This is a genomic window from Leifsonia lichenia, assembly GCF_054780215.1.
Genome location: NZ_BAAGWT010000002.1, coordinates 243,680 through 261,005, shown reverse-complemented (window position 1 = coordinate 261,005; position 17,326 = coordinate 243,680). Strand labels below are relative to the sequence as shown.

General features: G+C 69.4%; 17 protein-coding genes. 3 read left to right on the top strand and 14 right to left on the bottom strand.

Translation table 11 applies throughout. The annotated features are described in order from the left end of the window. Positions 1 to 19: 19 nt before the first annotated feature. Positions 20 to 1,288 (bottom strand): DNA polymerase IV, encoded by a 1,269-nt coding sequence (dinB, locus tag ACYVGI_RS05720; RefSeq protein WP_460631694.1) that lies wholly within the window; start codon positions 1,286 to 1,288, stop codon positions 20 to 22. Between the two features lie 65 nt (positions 1,289 to 1,353). On the opposite strand from dinB, the gene ACYVGI_RS05715 reads away from it, so the two are divergent. After that, positions 1,354 to 2,358 carry an aldo/keto reductase family protein gene (locus tag ACYVGI_RS05715; RefSeq protein WP_460631693.1) on the top strand — a complete coding sequence of 335 codons (1,005 nt, stop codon included), beginning with the start codon at positions 1,354 to 1,356 and terminating at the stop codon, positions 2,356 to 2,358. 75 nt (positions 2,359 to 2,433) lie between these two features. On the opposite strand, the gene ACYVGI_RS05710 is transcribed toward ACYVGI_RS05715, so the two are convergent. The 7 genes from ACYVGI_RS05710 to ACYVGI_RS05680 all read right to left on the bottom strand — a co-directional run bounded on the left by ACYVGI_RS05710 (position 2,434) and on the right by ACYVGI_RS05680 (position 7,716). After that, positions 2,434 to 3,081: a hypothetical protein gene (locus ACYVGI_RS05710; RefSeq protein WP_460631692.1), complete on the bottom strand. Its 648-nt coding sequence runs from the start codon at positions 3,079 to 3,081 to the stop codon at positions 2,434 to 2,436. 156 nt (positions 3,082 to 3,237) lie between these two features. Further along, on the bottom strand, positions 3,238 to 4,920 hold the full coding sequence (locus tag ACYVGI_RS05705; RefSeq protein ID WP_460631691.1) for an MDR family MFS transporter: 1,683 nt from the start codon (positions 4,918 to 4,920) through the stop codon (positions 3,238 to 3,240). Continuing rightward, positions 4,917 to 5,549, bottom strand: a complete 633-nt coding sequence (locus tag ACYVGI_RS05700) for a TetR/AcrR family transcriptional regulator (protein WP_460631690.1) — start codon at positions 5,547 to 5,549, stop codon at positions 4,917 to 4,919. Before ACYVGI_RS05700 ends, ACYVGI_RS05705 begins: the two co-directional genes overlap by 4 nt. A 73-nt stretch (positions 5,550 to 5,622) precedes the next feature. Next, the gene (locus tag ACYVGI_RS05695) at positions 5,623 to 6,159 is read right to left on the bottom strand and encodes a DUF1697 domain-containing protein (protein ID WP_460631689.1); all 537 of its coding nucleotides are present in this window, start codon (positions 6,157 to 6,159) and stop codon (positions 5,623 to 5,625) included. Between the two features lie 3 nt (positions 6,160 to 6,162). Beyond that, a complete protein-coding gene (locus tag ACYVGI_RS05690; RefSeq protein ID WP_460631688.1) occupies positions 6,163 to 6,456 on the bottom strand; it encodes a hypothetical protein in 294 nt (97 codons plus the stop codon). Positions 6,457 to 6,499: 43 nt separating this feature from the next. After that, positions 6,500 to 7,297 (bottom strand): YidC/Oxa1 family membrane protein insertase, encoded by a 798-nt coding sequence (locus tag ACYVGI_RS05685; protein ID WP_460631687.1) that lies wholly within the window; start codon positions 7,295 to 7,297, stop codon positions 6,500 to 6,502. Positions 7,298 to 7,410: 113 nt separating this feature from the next. After that, positions 7,411 to 7,716 carry a DUF6412 domain-containing protein gene (locus ACYVGI_RS05680; RefSeq protein ID WP_460631686.1) on the bottom strand — a complete coding sequence of 102 codons (306 nt, stop codon included), beginning with the start codon at positions 7,714 to 7,716 and terminating at the stop codon, positions 7,411 to 7,413. 86 nt (positions 7,717 to 7,802) lie between these two features. Here ACYVGI_RS05680 and ACYVGI_RS05675 point away from each other — a divergent pair, with 86 nt between their 5' ends. Beyond that, positions 7,803 to 8,468: an SDR family oxidoreductase gene (locus ACYVGI_RS05675; RefSeq protein WP_460631685.1), complete on the top strand. Its 666-nt coding sequence runs from the start codon at positions 7,803 to 7,805 to the stop codon at positions 8,466 to 8,468. Positions 8,469 to 8,478: 10 nt separating this feature from the next. Beyond that, positions 8,479 to 10,275, top strand: coding sequence for a long-chain-fatty-acid--CoA ligase (locus tag ACYVGI_RS05670; RefSeq protein WP_460631684.1), 1,797 nt, complete (start codon positions 8,479 to 8,481; stop codon positions 10,273 to 10,275). Between the two features lie 3 nt (positions 10,276 to 10,278). Here the strand turns inward: ACYVGI_RS05670 and ACYVGI_RS05665 are convergent, their stop codons facing one another. From ACYVGI_RS05665 to gatA, 6 genes are all read right to left on the bottom strand, one after another. Beyond that, positions 10,279 to 10,767: a PaaI family thioesterase gene (locus ACYVGI_RS05665; protein ID WP_460631683.1), complete on the bottom strand. Its 489-nt coding sequence runs from the start codon at positions 10,765 to 10,767 to the stop codon at positions 10,279 to 10,281. Continuing rightward, the gene (locus tag ACYVGI_RS05660) at positions 10,764 to 12,515 is read right to left on the bottom strand and encodes an APC family permease (RefSeq protein ID WP_460631682.1); all 1,752 of its coding nucleotides are present in this window, start codon (positions 12,513 to 12,515) and stop codon (positions 10,764 to 10,766) included. The genes ACYVGI_RS05665 and ACYVGI_RS05660 overlap by 4 nt, the downstream gene beginning before the upstream one ends. Positions 12,516 to 12,634: 119 nt before the next feature. Further along, positions 12,635 to 13,540, bottom strand: a complete 906-nt coding sequence (locus ACYVGI_RS05655; protein ID WP_460631681.1) for an oxygenase MpaB family protein — start codon at positions 13,538 to 13,540, stop codon at positions 12,635 to 12,637. Positions 13,541 to 13,550: 10 nt separating this feature from the next. Beyond that, a complete protein-coding gene (locus ACYVGI_RS05650; RefSeq protein WP_460631680.1) occupies positions 13,551 to 14,099 on the bottom strand; it encodes a YbaK/EbsC family protein in 549 nt (182 codons plus the stop codon). Between the two features lie 172 nt (positions 14,100 to 14,271). Beyond that, entirely contained in the window at positions 14,272 to 15,777 is a 1,506-nt protein-coding gene (gene gatB / locus ACYVGI_RS05645; protein ID WP_460631679.1) for an Asp-tRNA(Asn)/Glu-tRNA(Gln) amidotransferase subunit GatB, read from the bottom strand. Next, positions 15,777 to 17,324, bottom strand: a complete 1,548-nt coding sequence (gene gatA, locus ACYVGI_RS05640; RefSeq protein ID WP_460631678.1) for an Asp-tRNA(Asn)/Glu-tRNA(Gln) amidotransferase subunit GatA — start codon at positions 17,322 to 17,324, stop codon at positions 15,777 to 15,779. Before gatA ends, gatB begins: the two co-directional genes overlap by 1 nt. Positions 17,325 to 17,326 lie beyond the last annotated feature (2 nt).

The following is a 17,326-nucleotide window of genomic DNA, read 5'->3' as shown; positions in this document are numbered from 1 at the left end:
GCGGGACGTGCTCAGCCGTTCAGTCGCTCAGCCATCGCGGGTTGCGCCCGTCGTCGGCGGCCGCCTCCGCGTCGCGCTGGCGCTTCACCAGCGACGCCGGCCCGATCATCCCGCGGCCGAACCGCGCGCTGACTGCGTCGAGGGTGCGCTCCGTCTCGCGCCACTCGTCGTCCGGGTCCCAGAGGGCGAGGCTGTCCCCGCCCGCTTCGAGCAACTGCTCAGCGCGCACGCCGATGAGCCGGATGGGCGTGCGCCCGAGGTCCAGCCCCTCGTAGACCTGCCACACCTCCTCGAAGATGCGCCTGCCCACGTTGGTGGCCTCACCGAGGGTGCGCGACCTGGTCACCGTGCGGAAGTCGGAGAACCGGAGCTTCAGGGCGACCGTTCGCCCCTCGAGACCGTTCTTGCGAAGGCGCTCCCCCACCTGGTTGGACAGCCGCAGCAGTTCGCGGCGCAGCCGGTCGGGATCGGAGACGTCCGTCTCGAACGTCATCTCGTGCCCGACGCTCTTCTCGCGCGTCTCCGTCACGACCGAGCGCGGGTCTCTGCCGTTCGCGAGCTCGTGCAGCTTGCGGCCCGAGGCGTCTCCCACCGCCTTCTGCAGCACGGACAGGGGAGCGTCCGCGAGGTCGGCGACCGTGCGCATCCCGAGCCGTTCGAGCGCCTGCTGGGTGCTGGCGCCGACACCCCAGAGCGCGCCGACCGGCAGCGGCCGCAGGTAGTCGATGATCGCGGACTCCGGGATGACGAGCACGCCGTCCGGCTTGGCCCTGCCGGAGGCGAGCTTGGCCATGAACTTGGTCGGCGCCGCCCCCACGGAGCAGGTGAGGCCCGTCTCTTCGAGCACGCGCGCCCTGACCAGCTCCGCGATGCGTCTCGGCGAGCCGAGCAGCCGTCTGGCTCCCGAGACGTCGAGGAACGCCTCGTCGATGCTCAGCGCCTCGACCAGCGGAGTCACCTCGGAGAAGATCGCCATGACATTCTCCGAGTACTCCTTGTATTTGTGCATGTGCGGAGGCAGGATGATCGCCTGCGGGCACAGCCGGATGGCCTGCGACATCGGCATCGCCGACCGCACGCCGAACTTGCGGGCCTCGTAGGTCGCGCTGGTCACGACAGAGCGCGGGCCGGGGTGACCGACGATGGCGGGCTTGCCGCGCGCATCCGGCCGGTCGAGCAGTTCGACGGAGGCGAAGAACGCGTCCATGTCGACGTGCAGGATGGTGGCGGACGAGTCGTCGACCGGCTCGGTCGTCACCCGCCTGTCGCTGCCGTCTGCTCGTCCCACTCCACAAGCTTGCCACGCACCGCCGACAGCGGCGCAGGATCGCCGGCCGGGGTAGCGTGAACACTATGGAATTCAGGTACCTCGGCAACAGCGGACTCAAGATCTCCGAGATCATCTACGGCAACTGGCTCACCCACGGTTCCCAGGTGGAGAACGACATCGCGCTGCAGAGCGTGCGCGCCGCACTGGATGCGGGCATCACCACCTTCGACACGGCAGACGCGTACGCCAACACGGCGGCGGAGACGGTGCTCGGCGACGCCCTCAAGAACGAGCGACGTGCGTCGCTGGAGATCTTCACCAAGGTCTACTGGCCCACCGGCCCCAAGGGCCACAACGACGTCGGGCTCTCCCGCAAGCACATCTTCGAGTCGATCGACGGGTCGCTCCAGCGTCTCGGCACCGACTACGTCGACCTCTACCAAGCGCACCGCTACGACTCGGAGACCCCGCTCGAGGAGACGATGCAGGCGTTCGCCGACGTCGTGCGCGCGGGCAAGGCGCTCTACATCGGCGTCTCGGAGTGGAACGCCGAGCAGCTCCGGGCCGGTGCTGCGCTGGCGAAGGAGCTGAACGTGCAGCTCATCTCCAACCAGCCGCAGTACTCCATGCTCTGGCGCGTGATCGAGGACCAGGTCGTACCCACCTCCGCCGAACTCGGCATCTCGCAGATCGTCTGGTCGCCGGTGGCGCAGGGCGTGCTGACCGGCAAGTACCTGCCGGGCGCTGAGGCGCCGGAGGGCAGCCGCGCAGCGGACAGCAAGGGCGGGGCGAACGCCATCAAGTCGTTCATGAACGACGACGTGCTCACCGCCGTGCAGCGCCTCCGCCCGATCGCGGACGAGCTCGGCATCACCATGGCACAGCTCGCCGTGGCGTGGGTGCTGCAGAACCCGAACGTCGCCGGTGCCATCGTCGGCGCATCCAAGCCGGAGCAGGTCGCCTCGAACGCCGCGGCCGCCGGCATCCGCCTCTCCGGCGACGTGCTCGCCCGCATCGACGAGGCCGTCGGCGACGTCGCCGTCACCGACCCGGCCGAGACCGTCTCCCCCGCACACCGCCCCGCCTGACCCCTAGCCATCGAGCCCAGGCTTTTTCATCGCAAAACGACGTTTTAAGGTGAGAAAGCCTGGGCTCGATTGCTGTCATACGAGGGCGGCGACGACAGGGGCGAACCAGGCGCGGAACGCGCGCGAGTCGTCGCGGAGGCTGGTGCTCAGGATGACGGAGTGCGGGCCGACGATCCAGGCGCCGCTCTCTTCGAGCGGAAGCACAGCGAGGTCGAGGCGGAAGTAGCCCGCCTGCCTGCGCAGCTCGTGCTCGCGGTCGCGCACGACGTCGACGATGTCGGCCGCCCGCCTGGCGTGGGTCTCGATGCTCGCCCGCGCGTACTCGTCGTGCCGTTCCGTCGCCCACAGCAGGGCTTCGTCGAAGTGCTCCAGGATGAGGTCCTGCAGCTCGATCGCGCGGTCGAACGCCGCGAAGTGCGGCGGCTGCAGCAGTGAACCCGCCGCTCTGCGTTCCCTGTCGACGGTGAACTCGAACCACGCCAGCCACTGCTCCTCCAGCGAGCCGCGGCCCTGCCCTGGACGCACGGCCGGGCGCCGGACGGGAAGCACGGGAAGCACACCCGTCGCCGGATGCAGCACGGGTGCCACCGCGGGAGACAGGCGCGGGATGACCGGATCGCCGATCCCGTCGAGGCGGCCGAGGTCGCGGAGGGCGAGCGCCATCAGCAGGTCCCAGGGGCAGTCCTCTGTGACCTGCCATCGAAGGGTGCCCTCGACGAACATGCCGTCATTGTAGGAGCGTCGGCCGCGCGTGGCCAGTGTCCGGCCGCGACGACGCCCCAGGCGCCAGCCGGCGAGACCGCCCGGCGGGGCAGCGCGGCGACGGAAACGGCCCGCCCTCCCGAAGCCGGGGAGGGCGGGCCGCGGACGTCCAGCGGGTCAGCTCCGGATGAGAGTGCCGTCCCGCTCATCGTCCAAGGGGGCCGTCGCCGTGTCGGACGCGGCCTCCGTCTGTTCGGCGGCCACCGCATCCAGCACGGGATGCGTGGAGCCGTCCGTCTCGATCGACGTCGCGACCGCGTCGCGCTCGATGGTGGTCGCCAGCGGCTTCTCCACCACGAACAGCAGCAGCACGGCGGCGACGAGCAGCAGCGGCACCATGTAGAGGAAGACGGGGGTGAGCGCGTCGTTGTACGACCCGACGATCACGTCGCGGATCGGCGCGGGGAGGCCCTTGACGATGGCCGGGGTCAGCGAGTTGCTGCCGCCGCCCGCCTGCGCTCCTGCGGGCATCCGCTCGGTGAGGAGCTGGGTGAGCCGCGTGGCGAACAGGCTTCCGACGATCGCCGAGCCGAGCGACGCACCGATCTGACGGAAGTAGTTGTTCGACGCCGTCGCCGTGCCGACCTGGCTGACAGGGAAGGAGTTCTGCACGATCAGCACCAGGATCTGCATGCTCATCCCGAGCCCGACGCCCATGATTGCGAGGAAGCTGCAGAGCACCCAGATCGGCAGCGTCGGAGTCATGGTCGACAGCAGCACCAGGGCTCCGGCGACGATCACGGTACCGGTGACGGGCAGCCACTTGTACCTGCCGGTCTTGCTGACGAGCTGACCGGAGACGATCGAGGTGATGAGCAGCGCGGCCATCATCGGGATCATCAGGAACCCGGCCTCTGTCGCGTTCGCTCCCGTCACCATCTGCAGGTAGGTGGGCAGGTAGGCGAGCGCTCCGAACATCGCGATCCCGATGATGAGACCGGCGACGGTGGTCAGGTTGAAGTTGCGGTCGCGGAACAGCGCGAGCGGCATGATCGGCTCGGCGGCGGCGCGCTCCACGAACACGAACGCGACACCGGCCACGAGTGTGCCGACGATGAGCGAGAGGATGACGGGCGAGTTCCAGTCGTACGTCGTGCCGCCCCAGGTGGTCACGAGCACCAGGCAGGTGGATGCGATGGCCAGGAGCCCCATGCCCGCCACGTCGATCCGGGGCTTGCGCTGAGCGTTCTTGGGCAGGCGGAGGAAGGCGACGGCCGATGCAATGGCGAGGATGCCGAGCGGGATGTTCATCCAGAACGCCCAGCGCCAGCCGATGCTCTCGGTGAACCAGCCGCCGAGCAGCGGGCCTGCGACGCTCGACAGGGCGAAGACGCCGCCCATGATGCCCATGTACCGTCCGCGCTCGCGGGCGGGGACCACGTCGGCGATGATCGCCTGCGAGAGGATCATCAGGCCGCCGCCGCCGAGACCCTGCACGGCGCGACCGACGATGAGCCAGGTCATGTCGCCGGCGAGCCCGCCGATGACGGAGCCCGCCATGAACAGGCCGATGGCGATGATGAACAGTCCTTTGCGGCCGATCAGGTCGCCGAGCTTGCCGTACACCGGCAGCATGATGGTCGAGGCGAGGATGTACGCCGTGGTCACCCACAGCATGTGGTCGACGCCGTTGAGCTCGCCGACGATGGTCGGCAGGGCCGTTGAGAAGATCGTCTGGTCGAGGGATGCGAGGAGCATCGTGACCATCAGGCCCGCGAAGAGCAGGAGGATGGTCTTCTTCTGAGGAGACCCGGCGGACGGTGCGCCCGCGGTCTCCTGCTGCGTTGCTGTCTGGCTCATGAGAGTGCCTGAATCGCCTTTCCTGCGAGCTCGACGGCCCGCTTCCGAAGTTCGTCTGTGTCGCGCTCGGTGCCGTCGGCCACCCACTCTGCGACGGCGGCGCGGATGGCGCCGCCGCAGAACGGCAGGATCAGCTCGGCGAGCGATGCGCGTTCCGCCGCGTCGAACGCGGAGAACGCCTGGTCGTGCGAGAGGAGGCCGGAGGCGCCGGCGACGAGCTGCTCCCCCATCCTGGTCATCTGGGCGAACTGCCGACGGAGCAGCTCAGGGTGCTCCTTGACGATCGCCCTGCGCGCGTCGTGCAGCTCGGTGTCGCCGATGGCGGGGCCGATCACGTGCAGCAGGAGTCCGACGATCTGCTCGACGGCGCTCTGCCCTGCGGTCTCGGCCCTGTGCTGCGCGAGGAATGCGTCGTCGATGGGGAGGTCGCGCATCCCGAGGATGGCGTCCTCCTTGCTCTCGAAGTAGTTGAAGAACGTGCGGGGCGAGACGGGCACGCTGGCGCAGATCGCGTCGACCGTGGCGTTCTCGATCCCGACCTCTGCGACGAGGAGCACGGTGGCGCGTTCGAGCTGCGCCCGTGTCTCGTGGCGTTTGCGCTCGCGCAGTCCGAGGGTCTCCGATATCACCCTCTTATTATTGCATCAACTGCAACTTTTCTAAACTGCAACAATGCAGTTCTGCACTATTCGCGGAGAACGTTCAGGTTCTGGCGTCCAACTCCTCGATCAGGCGCAGCACCGTGCGCCAGTTGCGGCCGGTCGCCACCGAGCCGACCTCGCGCCAGAAGGCTGGCGTGAGCTTCGACTTCGACACCCCGAGCGGGCACCACTGATAGACGGCGCGCTCGCCGAGCCTGACCAGCTCTGGCCGGATCGCGTCCGCCTCCGGAATCGCGATGGATGCCGGCACGGGATGGTCGAGGAAGGTCACCATCAGCTTCGAGTGATCGTCGGCCTCCTCCAGCAGCGGATTGGCGGCCGCGACAGCGCGGAACTCCCGCTCGGTGAGCAGGACGACGCGGGCTGCGACCCCCGAACGCCGCTCGATCGCGGCCTCCACGGCCGCCGCAGCGGCAGCGGCAGGGGCGGCGTCGGCATCGAACACCACGTTCCCGCTCTGCAGAAAGGTCACGACACCCGAGAAGCCCGCCTCGGAGAACGCCGCAGCCAGGTCGGCCTTCGCCACCCGAGTGGATGCGCCGACGTTGATGCCGCGGACCAGCCCGACCCCGTGCATCCCCTAGCCGTCGATCGGGTCTGCGGTCACCAGCAGCGCCTGGGCGATGGTCGCCTGCTCGTACGGCCCTCTGCCGTCGCGGCGGTGCTGCGGTTCGCTGAACGCGACGAGCCACGAGGTCACGTCGCCCGCCGGGAGGTTCACGCTGCGGAGGCTCGCGGCGCCGGGGGCGATGATGACGCCGGTCGGCTCCCCCACCCAGTCCTCGCCGCTCTCGGTCTGCGGTTCGGTCACGTACACCTGGACGCCGACGCCGAACCCCGGTGCGGCGTCGACGGCGGTCTTGCGGTTCTTCATGCGTCAAGCATCCCACTCGCGCCCGTGGACGACACGCGCCGGGTCAGCGCGCCGCCGACGGCTCGATCCTGCCGTCCGGCCGGTGCCGCGCCGGATCGAGAAGGCGACGCAGCGTGAACCGCTCAGCGACCGTCCACGCCGTGGAGGTGAGGATGTAGACGGCGGCGGCCAGCGGCACGAACGCCGCGAAGACGACGGTCACGTACGGGAGGAACGACATCACCCGGAGCAGCCCGCCATTCGGCAGCCCACCGGGAGCCTGGGCGGCGGTGCCCTCCGGCTGGGGAAGGGCGAGCACGCGACGCGACACCGTTGTCACGATCGCGATCAGCGCGAGCACGACGAGGTAGACCAGCATCGCCGGCCAGACAGCCGCACCCGCGCTCGTCAGCCCGACGAAGCTCGTGCCGAGCGGAGCGCCGAAAACGTGCTCGCCGAGGAGCGCGTTGGCGTGACCGGAGATCATCGGATGCGTGAAGACGGCGTAGACGAGGGAGATGACCGGGAGCTGCGCCAGCAGCGGCAGCATCCCGGCGAAGGGCGACACCTTCTCCCGCTGGTAGAGCTCCATGGTCTTCCTGGTGAGCAGCTCGCGGTCTTTGCCGTGCCTGCGCTGCAGCTCGGCCAGGTGGGGCGCGAGGCGCCTGCGGTTGTACTCGGCGCGCACCTGGCTCATCCCGACGGGGATGAGCAGAGCGCGCACGATCATGGTGAGCACGACGACGGCCAGCAGGCCGCCGAGGGTTCCGGCGACCGGCGCGAGCGCGTCGGAGAGGCCGGTGACGAGACCGTACGTCGCGTCGAGGACGGCCGCGATGGGGCCGAAGGAGAAGATGTCCACGAGAGGGTGTCCCTGCTGTCGAACGGATGGGTGGATTCCGTCTGACCGCGGTCGGCAGGCATCGGCCTGCCCGGCAGCGCCGAGCCGTGTCGTGTTGAACGGGCGGGCGCCTGCTACGCGGTCTGCAGGGCGATGCCGGGCGCTCGCGGGCGGGGGCGGCCGTCCGCATCCGGATCGGACTGGCTGAGCATGGCGCTCTTGTCCGCCGGTTCGACCGGGCGTTCCAGGCGTGCGCGCACCCGCAGCGATGCCGCATTGGCGACGATCGACCGGAGGCCGGCGGCCGCGACGACCGCGACGAGCCCGATGGCGCCCGCCATACCGGCGAGAGCGATGATGCTGGCCGGTGTGGATGCAGAGAGCACGCTCTCGAGCGAGGTGGCGAAAAGCCGCCCCAGAAGCTCGAAGAACGTCAGCATGGTGTTGACCGTAACAAATTCCCCGCCGATTCGCTGGAGGTGTTCGCCGTGGGCGCATCCACGTCCAGCGGGTCCATGATGGATGCATGACTCGTGTTGTGATCGTCGGTGCCCATGGAAAAGTCGCCCAGCAGTTGATGCGCGTCCTCTACGACAACGGGGACGAGTTCGTCGGCATCGTGCGCGGGGAGGAGCACGCCGACGACGTCTACCGTCTGGGCGGCGAGGGCGTGCTGCTCGACATCGAGCAGGCGACGCCGGAGCAGTTGGCAGCGGCCTTCACCGGATCGGACGCTGTCGTCTTCACGGCGGGGGCCGGAGGAGGGTCGAGCATCGAACGCAAGCGGACGGTCGACTACGCAGGCTCGGTGAAGTCGATGCAGGGCGCCGTGATCGCGGGAGTCCGCCGATTCGTGCAGGTGTCTGCCTGGGGCGTCGACACCCCGCTGCCGGAGGACACCGAGCCGGTCTGGCGCGCATACGTCGAGGCCAAGCGCGACGCGGATGCTGTGCTCCGCGAGTCCGGACTGGACTGGACCATCCTCCGGCCGGGCGGCCTCACCTTCGACGAAGGCACAGGCCTCATCGCGCTCGGTGACAGCGTGGAGCGCGGCAGCATCCCCCGCGAGGATGTCGCCCGGCTGATCAGCGCCTGCATCGACGAGCCGGCGACGATCGGGCACACCTGGGAGGTCGTCTCCGGTTCGACGCCGATCGCCGACGCCGTGCGCGCGCAGGTCGCCGCCGCGTAGGCTTGCGACCGTGAGTTCCGAAGCCGACGCCGCCGCCGCCGAAAACACCCCGCCAGCCGACAGCACCGGCGCCGCCGGCACCGCCCAGGGAAACACTCCCGGCGATTACGCTGGCAGGCCTTGGCTGCGCAGCTACGCGCCGAACGTCCCCGACGATGTCGAGCTGCCGACCGGTTCCCTCGCCCACCTCATCGACGAGTCCGTCGCGCGCTACCCGCGCAACGTCGCTCTCGAGTTCTTCGGCGCGACCACCACCTACGCCGAGCTGGGCGACCAGATCGCCCGAGCGGCGGAGGGGCTGCGCAAGCGCGGCGTGCGCAAGGGCGACAGGGTGGCGCTCGTGCTCCCGAACTGCCCGCAGCACGTCGTGGCCTTCTACGCGGCGCTGCGGCTCGGCGCCGTGGTGATCGAGCACAACCCGCTCTACACGCCGCGCGAGCTGCGGCACCAGTTCGAGGACCACGGGGCGACCGTCGCGATCGTGTGGGACAAGGTCGCGAAGACCGTGCAGGAGCTGCCGGCCGACCTCGGGGTGACCACGGTGATCTCGATCGACATCACCAGGGCGATGCCGGCATCCAAGCGGGTCGCGCTCAGGCTGCCCGTTCGCGCAGCGCGGCAGGCCAGGGAGCAGCTCACCGCGAAGGTCAGCGGCACGATCCCCTGGGAGACGCTCATCGGCGGTCGCAAGCTGAAGGCGTCGTATCCCCGGCCGGAGCGCGACGACCTGGCCCTCATCCAGTACACCAGCGGCACGACTGGGCAGCCGAAGGGCGTGATGCTCAGCCACCTCAACCTCGGGGTGAACGCGGCACAGGCGCGGGCGTGGGTGCCCACCATCGAGCGCGGCACTTCGGTCGTCTACGCTGTCCTCCCCCTGTTCCACGCATACGGGCTGACGCTCTGCCTCACGTTCGCGATGAGCATGGGCTCCCGGCTGGTGCTGTTCCCCAAGTTCGACCCCGACCTGGTCCTGGATGTGGTCAAGAAGCACCCGGCGACGTTCCTGCCTGCGGTGCCCCCGATCTACGAGCGCCTGGTGACGTCGGCGGAGAAGCGGAAGGTGTCGCTCTCCGGCATCGAGATCGCGATCTCCGGCGCGATGAGCCTGCCGGACAGCATCGTGAAGCTCTGGGAGGGCAAGACAGGCGGCTACCTGGTCGAGGGCTACGGGCTCTCCGAGTGCTCCCCCGTGCTGATGGCCAACCCGGTCGGCTCGACGCGCAGGGACGGCACGGTCGGACTCGCGCTTCCGAGCACGGAGCTGCGCGTGGTGGACCCGGAGAACCCCGCGTCGGTTCGGGCGTTCGGCGAGGAAGGCGAGCTGCTGGCGAAGGGCCCGCAGGTCTTCTCCGGATACTGGCACAAGAGCGACGAGACGGCCAAGGTCTTCACCGACGACGGCTGGTTCCGCACCGGCGACATCGTCACGATGGACGAGGACGGCTTCGTGCGCATCGTCGACCGCATCAAGGAGCTGATCGTCACCGGCGGCTTCAATGTCTCGCCGACCGAGGTCGAGGATGCGCTGCGGGCGTTCGATGGCGTCGCCGACGTGGCCGTGGTCGGCGTCCCGCACGAGCGCGGAGGCGAGGATGTGGTCGCCGCGGTCGTGATGAAGCCGGGCGCTTCGTTCGACGAGGCGGCCATCCGGGCGTTCGCGAGGGACACACTGACGGCATACAAGGTGCCGAAGCACGTCACGCAGGTGGACGACCTCCCGCGCTCCATCGTCGGCAAGGTGATCAGGCGCAAGGTGCGCGATCAGCTTCTCGCCGCGAAGCACGGGAGCGTCGCGAAGCGCTAGCACTCAGAGCGCGAAGACCAGCAGCGATCCCGTCGCCGTCGCGACCGCTTTGCCTGAGCCGTCCGTCACCACGCCGTCGGCGAAGGCCACCCGGTTCCCCGGCTTGGTCACGTGCGCGACGCAGGTCAGCGGGCCCGCGCCGGCGAGCACCGGCCGTAGGTAGTTGACCTTGATCTCGATCGACGTGTATCCCTGACCCTGCGGAAGCGTGGTCTGCACTGCGCAGCCGAGGGCCGAGTCGAGCAGCGTGCAGACCAGGCCGCCGTGGACCGTGCCGATCGGGTTGTAGTGCGACTCGTCCGGTTCGCAGACGAACGTCGCCGTTCCCTGCCCCACCTCGGTCAGCCGCATACTCATCAGGTTGGTGATGGGCGGCGGAGGCAACTCGCCCGCGAGCATCGACCGAAGGTAGTCGAGGCCGCTCATGGTGGGCATCACGGCCACACCGGGTGCCGGGTCCTCCCACTCGACGAGGCGCTGGCGTTCGCTCACTCCGTGTCCTTTCTGGGCAGGCCGGGGTCGTCTGGCGGGAGCTCGGACGGGTGCTCGACCCGTTCGAGTGTCTCCGCGTTGAGGGGGATCTGTCCAGGGGGGAGGTTGGAGAAGTCCGGCGCGATGATGGTCGGCGGGATGCGCGAGTCCGGCAGGCCGAACGCCGGGACGACGCCCTCCGCGGACAGCACCAGGTCGTCCGACCGCCTCGGCAGCGTCCTGCCGCGGAAGTAGTCGGGCCTCCGCCACCACCAGATCGCCATCAGCACCAGCCCGATCAGCAGGCCGCCGACGCCGACGACCGCCTCGGCGCCGATACCGAAGATGGTCACGTTCTTGCCGTTGTCGTCCACCAGCCAGTCGACGGCGGCGAAGTTGATCAGGCCGTAGATGAAGACGTAGGTGAGCATGACGCCGCCGACCAGCGGGAAGAGGCCGCGCATGACCACGTTGCGGAAGCTGCGGAACAGCGTCTTGCGGTAGTACCAGACGCAGGCGTACCCCGTCAGCCCGTAGTAGAACGCGATCATCAGGCCGATGGAGCCGATCAGTGCCAGCAGCAGCGCCGGGCTGATCAAGGTGAAGATGAGGTAGAAGACCGCGGAGACGATCCCCATCCCGAGCGTGGCCCAGGTCGGCGTGAGGAACCGCGGGTGGATGCGCGCGAACTGCTCGGGGATCGCCTTGTACGCCGCCATCGAGAGCGCCGTGCGCGCGGTGGGGAGGATGGTGGTCTGGGTGGAGGCGGACGCCGAGGTCAGGATGGAGAACCCGAGCAGGGCCATCAGGATCGCCCCGACAGGTCCGCCGCCGAACAGCGTCGGGCCGATCGCGGAGAAGACGTCGCCGGAGTTGGCCGGGTTCGCCAGGCCGATCCCCTTCTCGCCGACCCCGGCGAAGGCGACGGTCGCGACCGTGACCACCGCGTAGGTGGCGAGGAGGAGCAGGGTGCTGATGACGGCGGCGCGACCGGGGGTCTTGCCGGGGTCCTTCGTCTCCTCGTTGACCGAGACGGCCGTATCCCAGCCCCAGTAGATGAAGATCGCGGTCAGCATGGCCGGTGCGATCGTCTTGCTGAAGTCGAGGGTGAACGGGTTGAACCAGTCCCACTGCGGGATGAGCGAGTACGGCTCGGCGTTGCCGGTGTACACCTTCACGAGCGCGAACACGGCGAAGAAGATCAGGATGACGACCTCGAACGACAGCAGCACATACTGCAGCCGGGCCGAGATCTCGATGCCGCGATAGCAGATCCAGGTCATGATCGCGATCCAGAGCAGGCCGGCGATGGTCGTCGCGACCGTGTTGGTGGCGAGGTCGGCGACCGCCGGCAGTCCGAAGCTGCCGACGAACGTGAACGAGTACGACCCGGCGATCTGCGCCAGATTCGCCATCACGATCACATCGGCGACGATGATGCCCCAGCCGCCCATCCAGCCCGTCACCGGTCCGAAGGCCCTGGTGGCCCAGGTGAAGGTGGTTCCGCAGTCCGGCTCCGCCTTGTTGAGCTCCTGATACGCGACGGCGATCAGATACATCGGGATGAACGCGAGCAGCACGATGCCGGGCGCTTTCACGCCGGCGACGACCGTGCCGCCGACGACGATGAAGCCGAGGCTCGCGGCCAGGCTGTACGCGGGAGCGGTCGATGCCACTCCGACGACGACGCTGGAGACGAGGCCGAGGGCTCCGCCTTTCAGCCCCTTGGATTCCACATCCTCCGGTTTGGAGGGGACGGTCGCTGTCATTCTGCTGCTCCCACCGACTCGGGTCCGCTCACCACTGAGCGGGCCGGCTGGACACAGGCTAATCCCAAAACGGTGCAAATGCGCCACAGGCGACGCCGATGCTGCCTCTGAGAATCGGTTCAGGCGGCGGCGAGGCGCACCAAGCGGCGGCGTGCGGCGAGCTCCGCCTGCGTCTGCGGCCCGAGGAGAACGCCCGCGCCCTTCAAGACGGCGGCCGTCGCCCCGTGCACAGGGAACGCCCTGTCGAACGGCGTCGACCGGAAGCCGAGCATCGCCCGGTGGCGCGGTTCGAGGCTCGAGACGGCGGCCCGGAAGACCACCCGGTACGACGGCCGCAGCATCCTGCGCAGCGGCGGGCGCCGGATGAACCGCACGATCTCCTCCACCTCCGGCCCGCCGCGCAGCTCGCCGGCGTCGGTGTACTCGTCGATCTGCGCCCGCAGCTCGACCGCGCTGCGCGGTGGCCGTTCGACGCCCATCAGCTCGCCGGCTGTCGCCCACTGGCCGACGTACGCATCGGCGCCGCCGGGGATGGGACTCCCCCAGCGCTCGTGCGCGGTGAGGAAGGCGTCGGAGAACGCGATGTGCACCCACGCCGCCAGCTCCGGGTCGTTCGCCGCGTATGGGCGTGTGACACCGTGCCCGTCCACGAACGTGCCGGTGACCCGCTTGTGCATCGCTCTCACCATCCGCGAGCTCGCGACGGCCTGACCCGTGCTCCCGAACGTGACCGTGTGGATCCACTGGATGGTGCCGGCCAGACGGCCGAGCGGGTCCTCGCGGAACCGCGAGAAGTCCCGCACGCCGGCCAGTGCGCCCGGATGCAGCGCCTGCAGCAGGAGCGCCCGGACACCGGCCACGAGGGTCGGCATCCCGCCGTGCACGACCCACGGAGCGCTTCCGGCGGGGAAGAAGCCCTCGTCGTCGCCGTCCTCCAGCGCGAGCACCCAGCGCGGCACCTCGTCCGAGCGTCCGGCGAGCGTCTCGATGAGCCTCGACCGGACGGGCTGCAGGATGCCGGTCATGCGTCGTGCCTCATGACTCCTGGCCGAGTCCGTCGACGACCGTCGCGTTCGGCAGCTCGCCCAGCAGCCTGCCGGGAAGCAGGATCTTGGAGCGGCGGACGCCGGAGCCGATGATGACCACGTCCGTCTCCGCCACCCTGCTGTCCACGAACACCGGCCACTCCGCCGGCAGCCCGATCGGGGTGATCCCGCCGTACTCCATCCCGGTGAGCTCGACGGCGCGCTCCATCGACAGGAACGAGGCCTTTCGCACATCCAGCAGCCGCTTCACGGTGTTGTTGACGTCGGCGCGCGTGGTCGCGAGCACGACGCACGCGGCGATCCGTTCGACGCCCTCGCGTTTTCCTGCGACCACGACGCAGTTCGCGAGGGTCGACGCGTCCAGCCCGAACTGCTCACGGGTGGCCGCGGTGTCGGAGACGGCAGGATCGATCTCCACCACGCCCACGTCGTCCAGCCAGCCGGATGCGGTCAGCGCGCCGGCCGTCGTCGGCGCGAGCAGTTCCATGGCAGTGGAGGCGGGTGCTGTGGTCAGCCCGCCGAGAGTGAAGACGCCCATACTCTCTAATCTGCAACACGCGGCGCCGGAAAGCCAACCTCGGCTCCGTCCGACTCTCCGTTCGGAAGGAGAATCGCGACGACACGCCACAAAGAACTCCGTCCGGCAGGAGAATCCGCGGCCAGAGGCCGGGTTCTCCTGCCGGACGGAGTTGTGTTGCGTACCTGCGGACCTACTCGGCGCTGCCCGCCCGTTCGAGCACGAGCTCGCGGACGCGGGCGGCGTCCGCCTGGCCCTTCATCGCCTTCATGACGGCACCGATCACGGCGCCCGCCGCCTGCACCTTGCCGTCGCGGATCTTCGCGAGCACATCGGGCTGGGCGGCGAGGGCTTCGTCGATGGCCGCGATGAGCGCGCCGTCATCGGACACGACGGCGAGGCCACGCGCATCCACCACCTGCTGGGGTCCGCCCTCTCCGGCGATCACGCCTTCGAGCACCTGGCGGGCCAGCCGGTCGGTGAGCGTGCCGGCGTCGACCAGCGCCGCCAGCTCGGCGACGTGCTGCGGGCTGACCAGCGTTCCGGCCGGGACGCCCTGCGCGTTCGCCAGGCGGGCGATCTCACCCGACCACCACTTGCGGGCGGCAGCGGGCGTCGCTCCCGCGGCGATGGTCGCCTCGACCTCGTCGAGCAGGTCGGCGTTGTCGATGTCCTGGAACTCCAGCGCGGTGAAACCCCACGCCTCGATGAGGCGCTTGCGTCGCAGCGACGGCTGCTCGGGAAGCGTTCCGCGCAGTTCCTCGACCCACTCGCGCGCAGGGGCGACCGGCACGAGGTCGGGCTCGGGGAAGTAGCGGTAGTCGTCGGCGTCGGACTTCGGACGTCCGGCGCTCGTGGTGCCGGTGTCCTCGTGCCAGTGCCTGGTCTCCTGGACGATCGTGCCGCCTGCGGCGAGGATCGCCGCCTGGCGCTGGATCTCGTAGCGCACGGCGCGCTCGACGGAGCGCAGCGAGTTGACGTTCTTGGTCTCTGTGCGGGTGCCGAGCTTTCCCGAGCCGCGCGGGCGCAGGGAGACGTTCGCGTCGCAGCGCACGTTGCCCTCCTCCATCCGCGCGTTGGAGACGCCGAGCGCCTTCACGATGTCGCGGATGGCGTGCACGTAGGTGCGGCCGATCTCCGGAGCGTCGTGCTCTGCGCCCTCGATCATCTTGGTGACGATCTCGACCAGGGGGACGCCGCCGCGGTTGTAGTCGACCAGCGAGTAGTCGGCGCCCTGGATGCGGCCGGTCGCTCCGCCGACGTGCGTCAGCTTGCCTGCGTCCTCCTCCATGTGCGCGCGCTCGATGTCGACCGTGATCCGGCGGCCGGACTCCAGCTCGATCGTCACGGCGCCCTCGAAGGCGATGGGCTCGTCGTACTGCGAGGTCTGGAAGTTCTTCGCCGTGTCGGGGTAGAAGTAGTTCTTGCGGGCGAACCTGCTCGACTCCGCGATCTCGCAGCCGAGGGCGAGGCCCAGGCGGATGCTCGACTCGATGGCCTTCTTGTTCACCTGCGGAAGACCGCCGGGCAGGCCGAGGCAGGTGGGGCAGGTGTTGGTGTTGGCGCCGGAGCCGAACTCGTTGGCGCAGCCGCAGAACATCTTCGTCTTGGTGTTCAGCTCGACGTGCACCTCGAAGCCGAGCACCGGCTCGAACAGTTCGAGAGCCTTGTCGTAGTCCATCAGTTCCGCTTTGGCCATCAGACGGCTCCCTCTTCGCTCGCGAACATCTCGGTGGCGCTCAGGTCGGGAGCCTGGCTCAGCAGGGTGCGACCCCACTTCTGCTCCAGGAGCTGCTCCAGCGCCGCGCCGATGGTGTACAGCCTGGCGTCGGCGCGCGCCGGGGTCATCAGCTGCAGCCCGACGGGCAGGCCGTCCTCCGGTGCGAGGCCGATCGGAAGCCCCATGCCGGGCACACCCGCGAGGTTGGCCGGGATGGTGGTGATGTCGTTGAGGTACATCGCCATCGGGTCGGCCAGCTTCTCGCCGAACTTGAACGCCGTGGTCGGCGCGCTCGGGCTGACCAGCACATCCACCTTCTCGAAGGCGGAGGCGAAGTCGCGCTGGATGAGCGTGCGCACCTTCTGGGCGCTGCCATAGTATGCGTCGTAGTACCCGGCGCTCAGCGCGTACGTGCCGAGGATGATGCGGCGCTTGACCTCCGGGCCGAACCCGGCGTCGCGGGTGGCGGACATGACGCGCTCGACCGTGACGGGGCCGTCCTCCGGGTTCACCCGCAGGCCGAACCGCACGGAGTCGAAGCGGGCCAGGTTGCTGGATGCCTCCGCGGGCAGGATCAGGTAGTACGCGGCGACCGCATACTCGAAGCTGGGGGCGCTGACCTCGACGATCTCGGCTCCGGCGGCCTCCAGCAGCGCGAGGGCTTCGTCGAAGCGCTGCTTCACGCCGGCCTGGAATCCGTCGCCCGAGATCTCCTTGATCACGCCGACGCGGATGCCCCTGAGGGCGCCGTCGACGAGACCGGCGCGCGCGGCATCCGCCATCGACGGCCAGGTGTCGCTGAGCGAGGTGGAGTCGAGCGGGTCGTGCCCGGCGATCACATCGTGCAGCAGACCGGCGTCGAGCACGGTGCGCGAGACGGGACCGACCTGGTCGAGCGAGCTGGCGAGCGCGATGGCGCCGTAGCGGCTGACGCCGCCGTAGGTGGGCTTGACACCGACGGAGCCGGTGACGGCCGCGGGCTGACGGATCGATCCCCCAGTGTCGGAGCCGAGGGCGAGAGGCGCCTCGAACGCGGCGACCGCGGCGGCGGACCCACCGCCCGAACCGCCGGGGATGCGCTCCAGGTCCCACGGGTTGCGGGTGGGGCCGTACGCGGAGTGCTCGGTGGAGGAGCCCATCGCGAACTCGTCCATGTTGGTCTTGCCGAGCGGCACGAGGTCCGCCTCGCGCAGCTTGCGCACCACGGTGGCGTCGTACGGCGGCAGCCAGCCTTCGAGGATCTTCGATCCGGAGGTCGACGGCATGTCGTTGGTGGCCAGCACGTCTTTGATGGCGATCGGCACACCGGCGAGCGGCGACAGCTTCTCGCCGGATGCGCGACGCGCGTCGATGGCGGCTGCGGTGGCGAGCGCCTTCTCCCCCGCGACGTGCAGGAAGGCGTGCACGTCCGCATCCACGGCCTCGATGCGGTCGAGGTGGGCGCGCGTCGCGTCGACGCTGGAGACGTCGCCAGCGGACAGCAGGTCGGAGAGGGCGGCTGCGGAGAGCCTGGTCAGATCAGTCATGC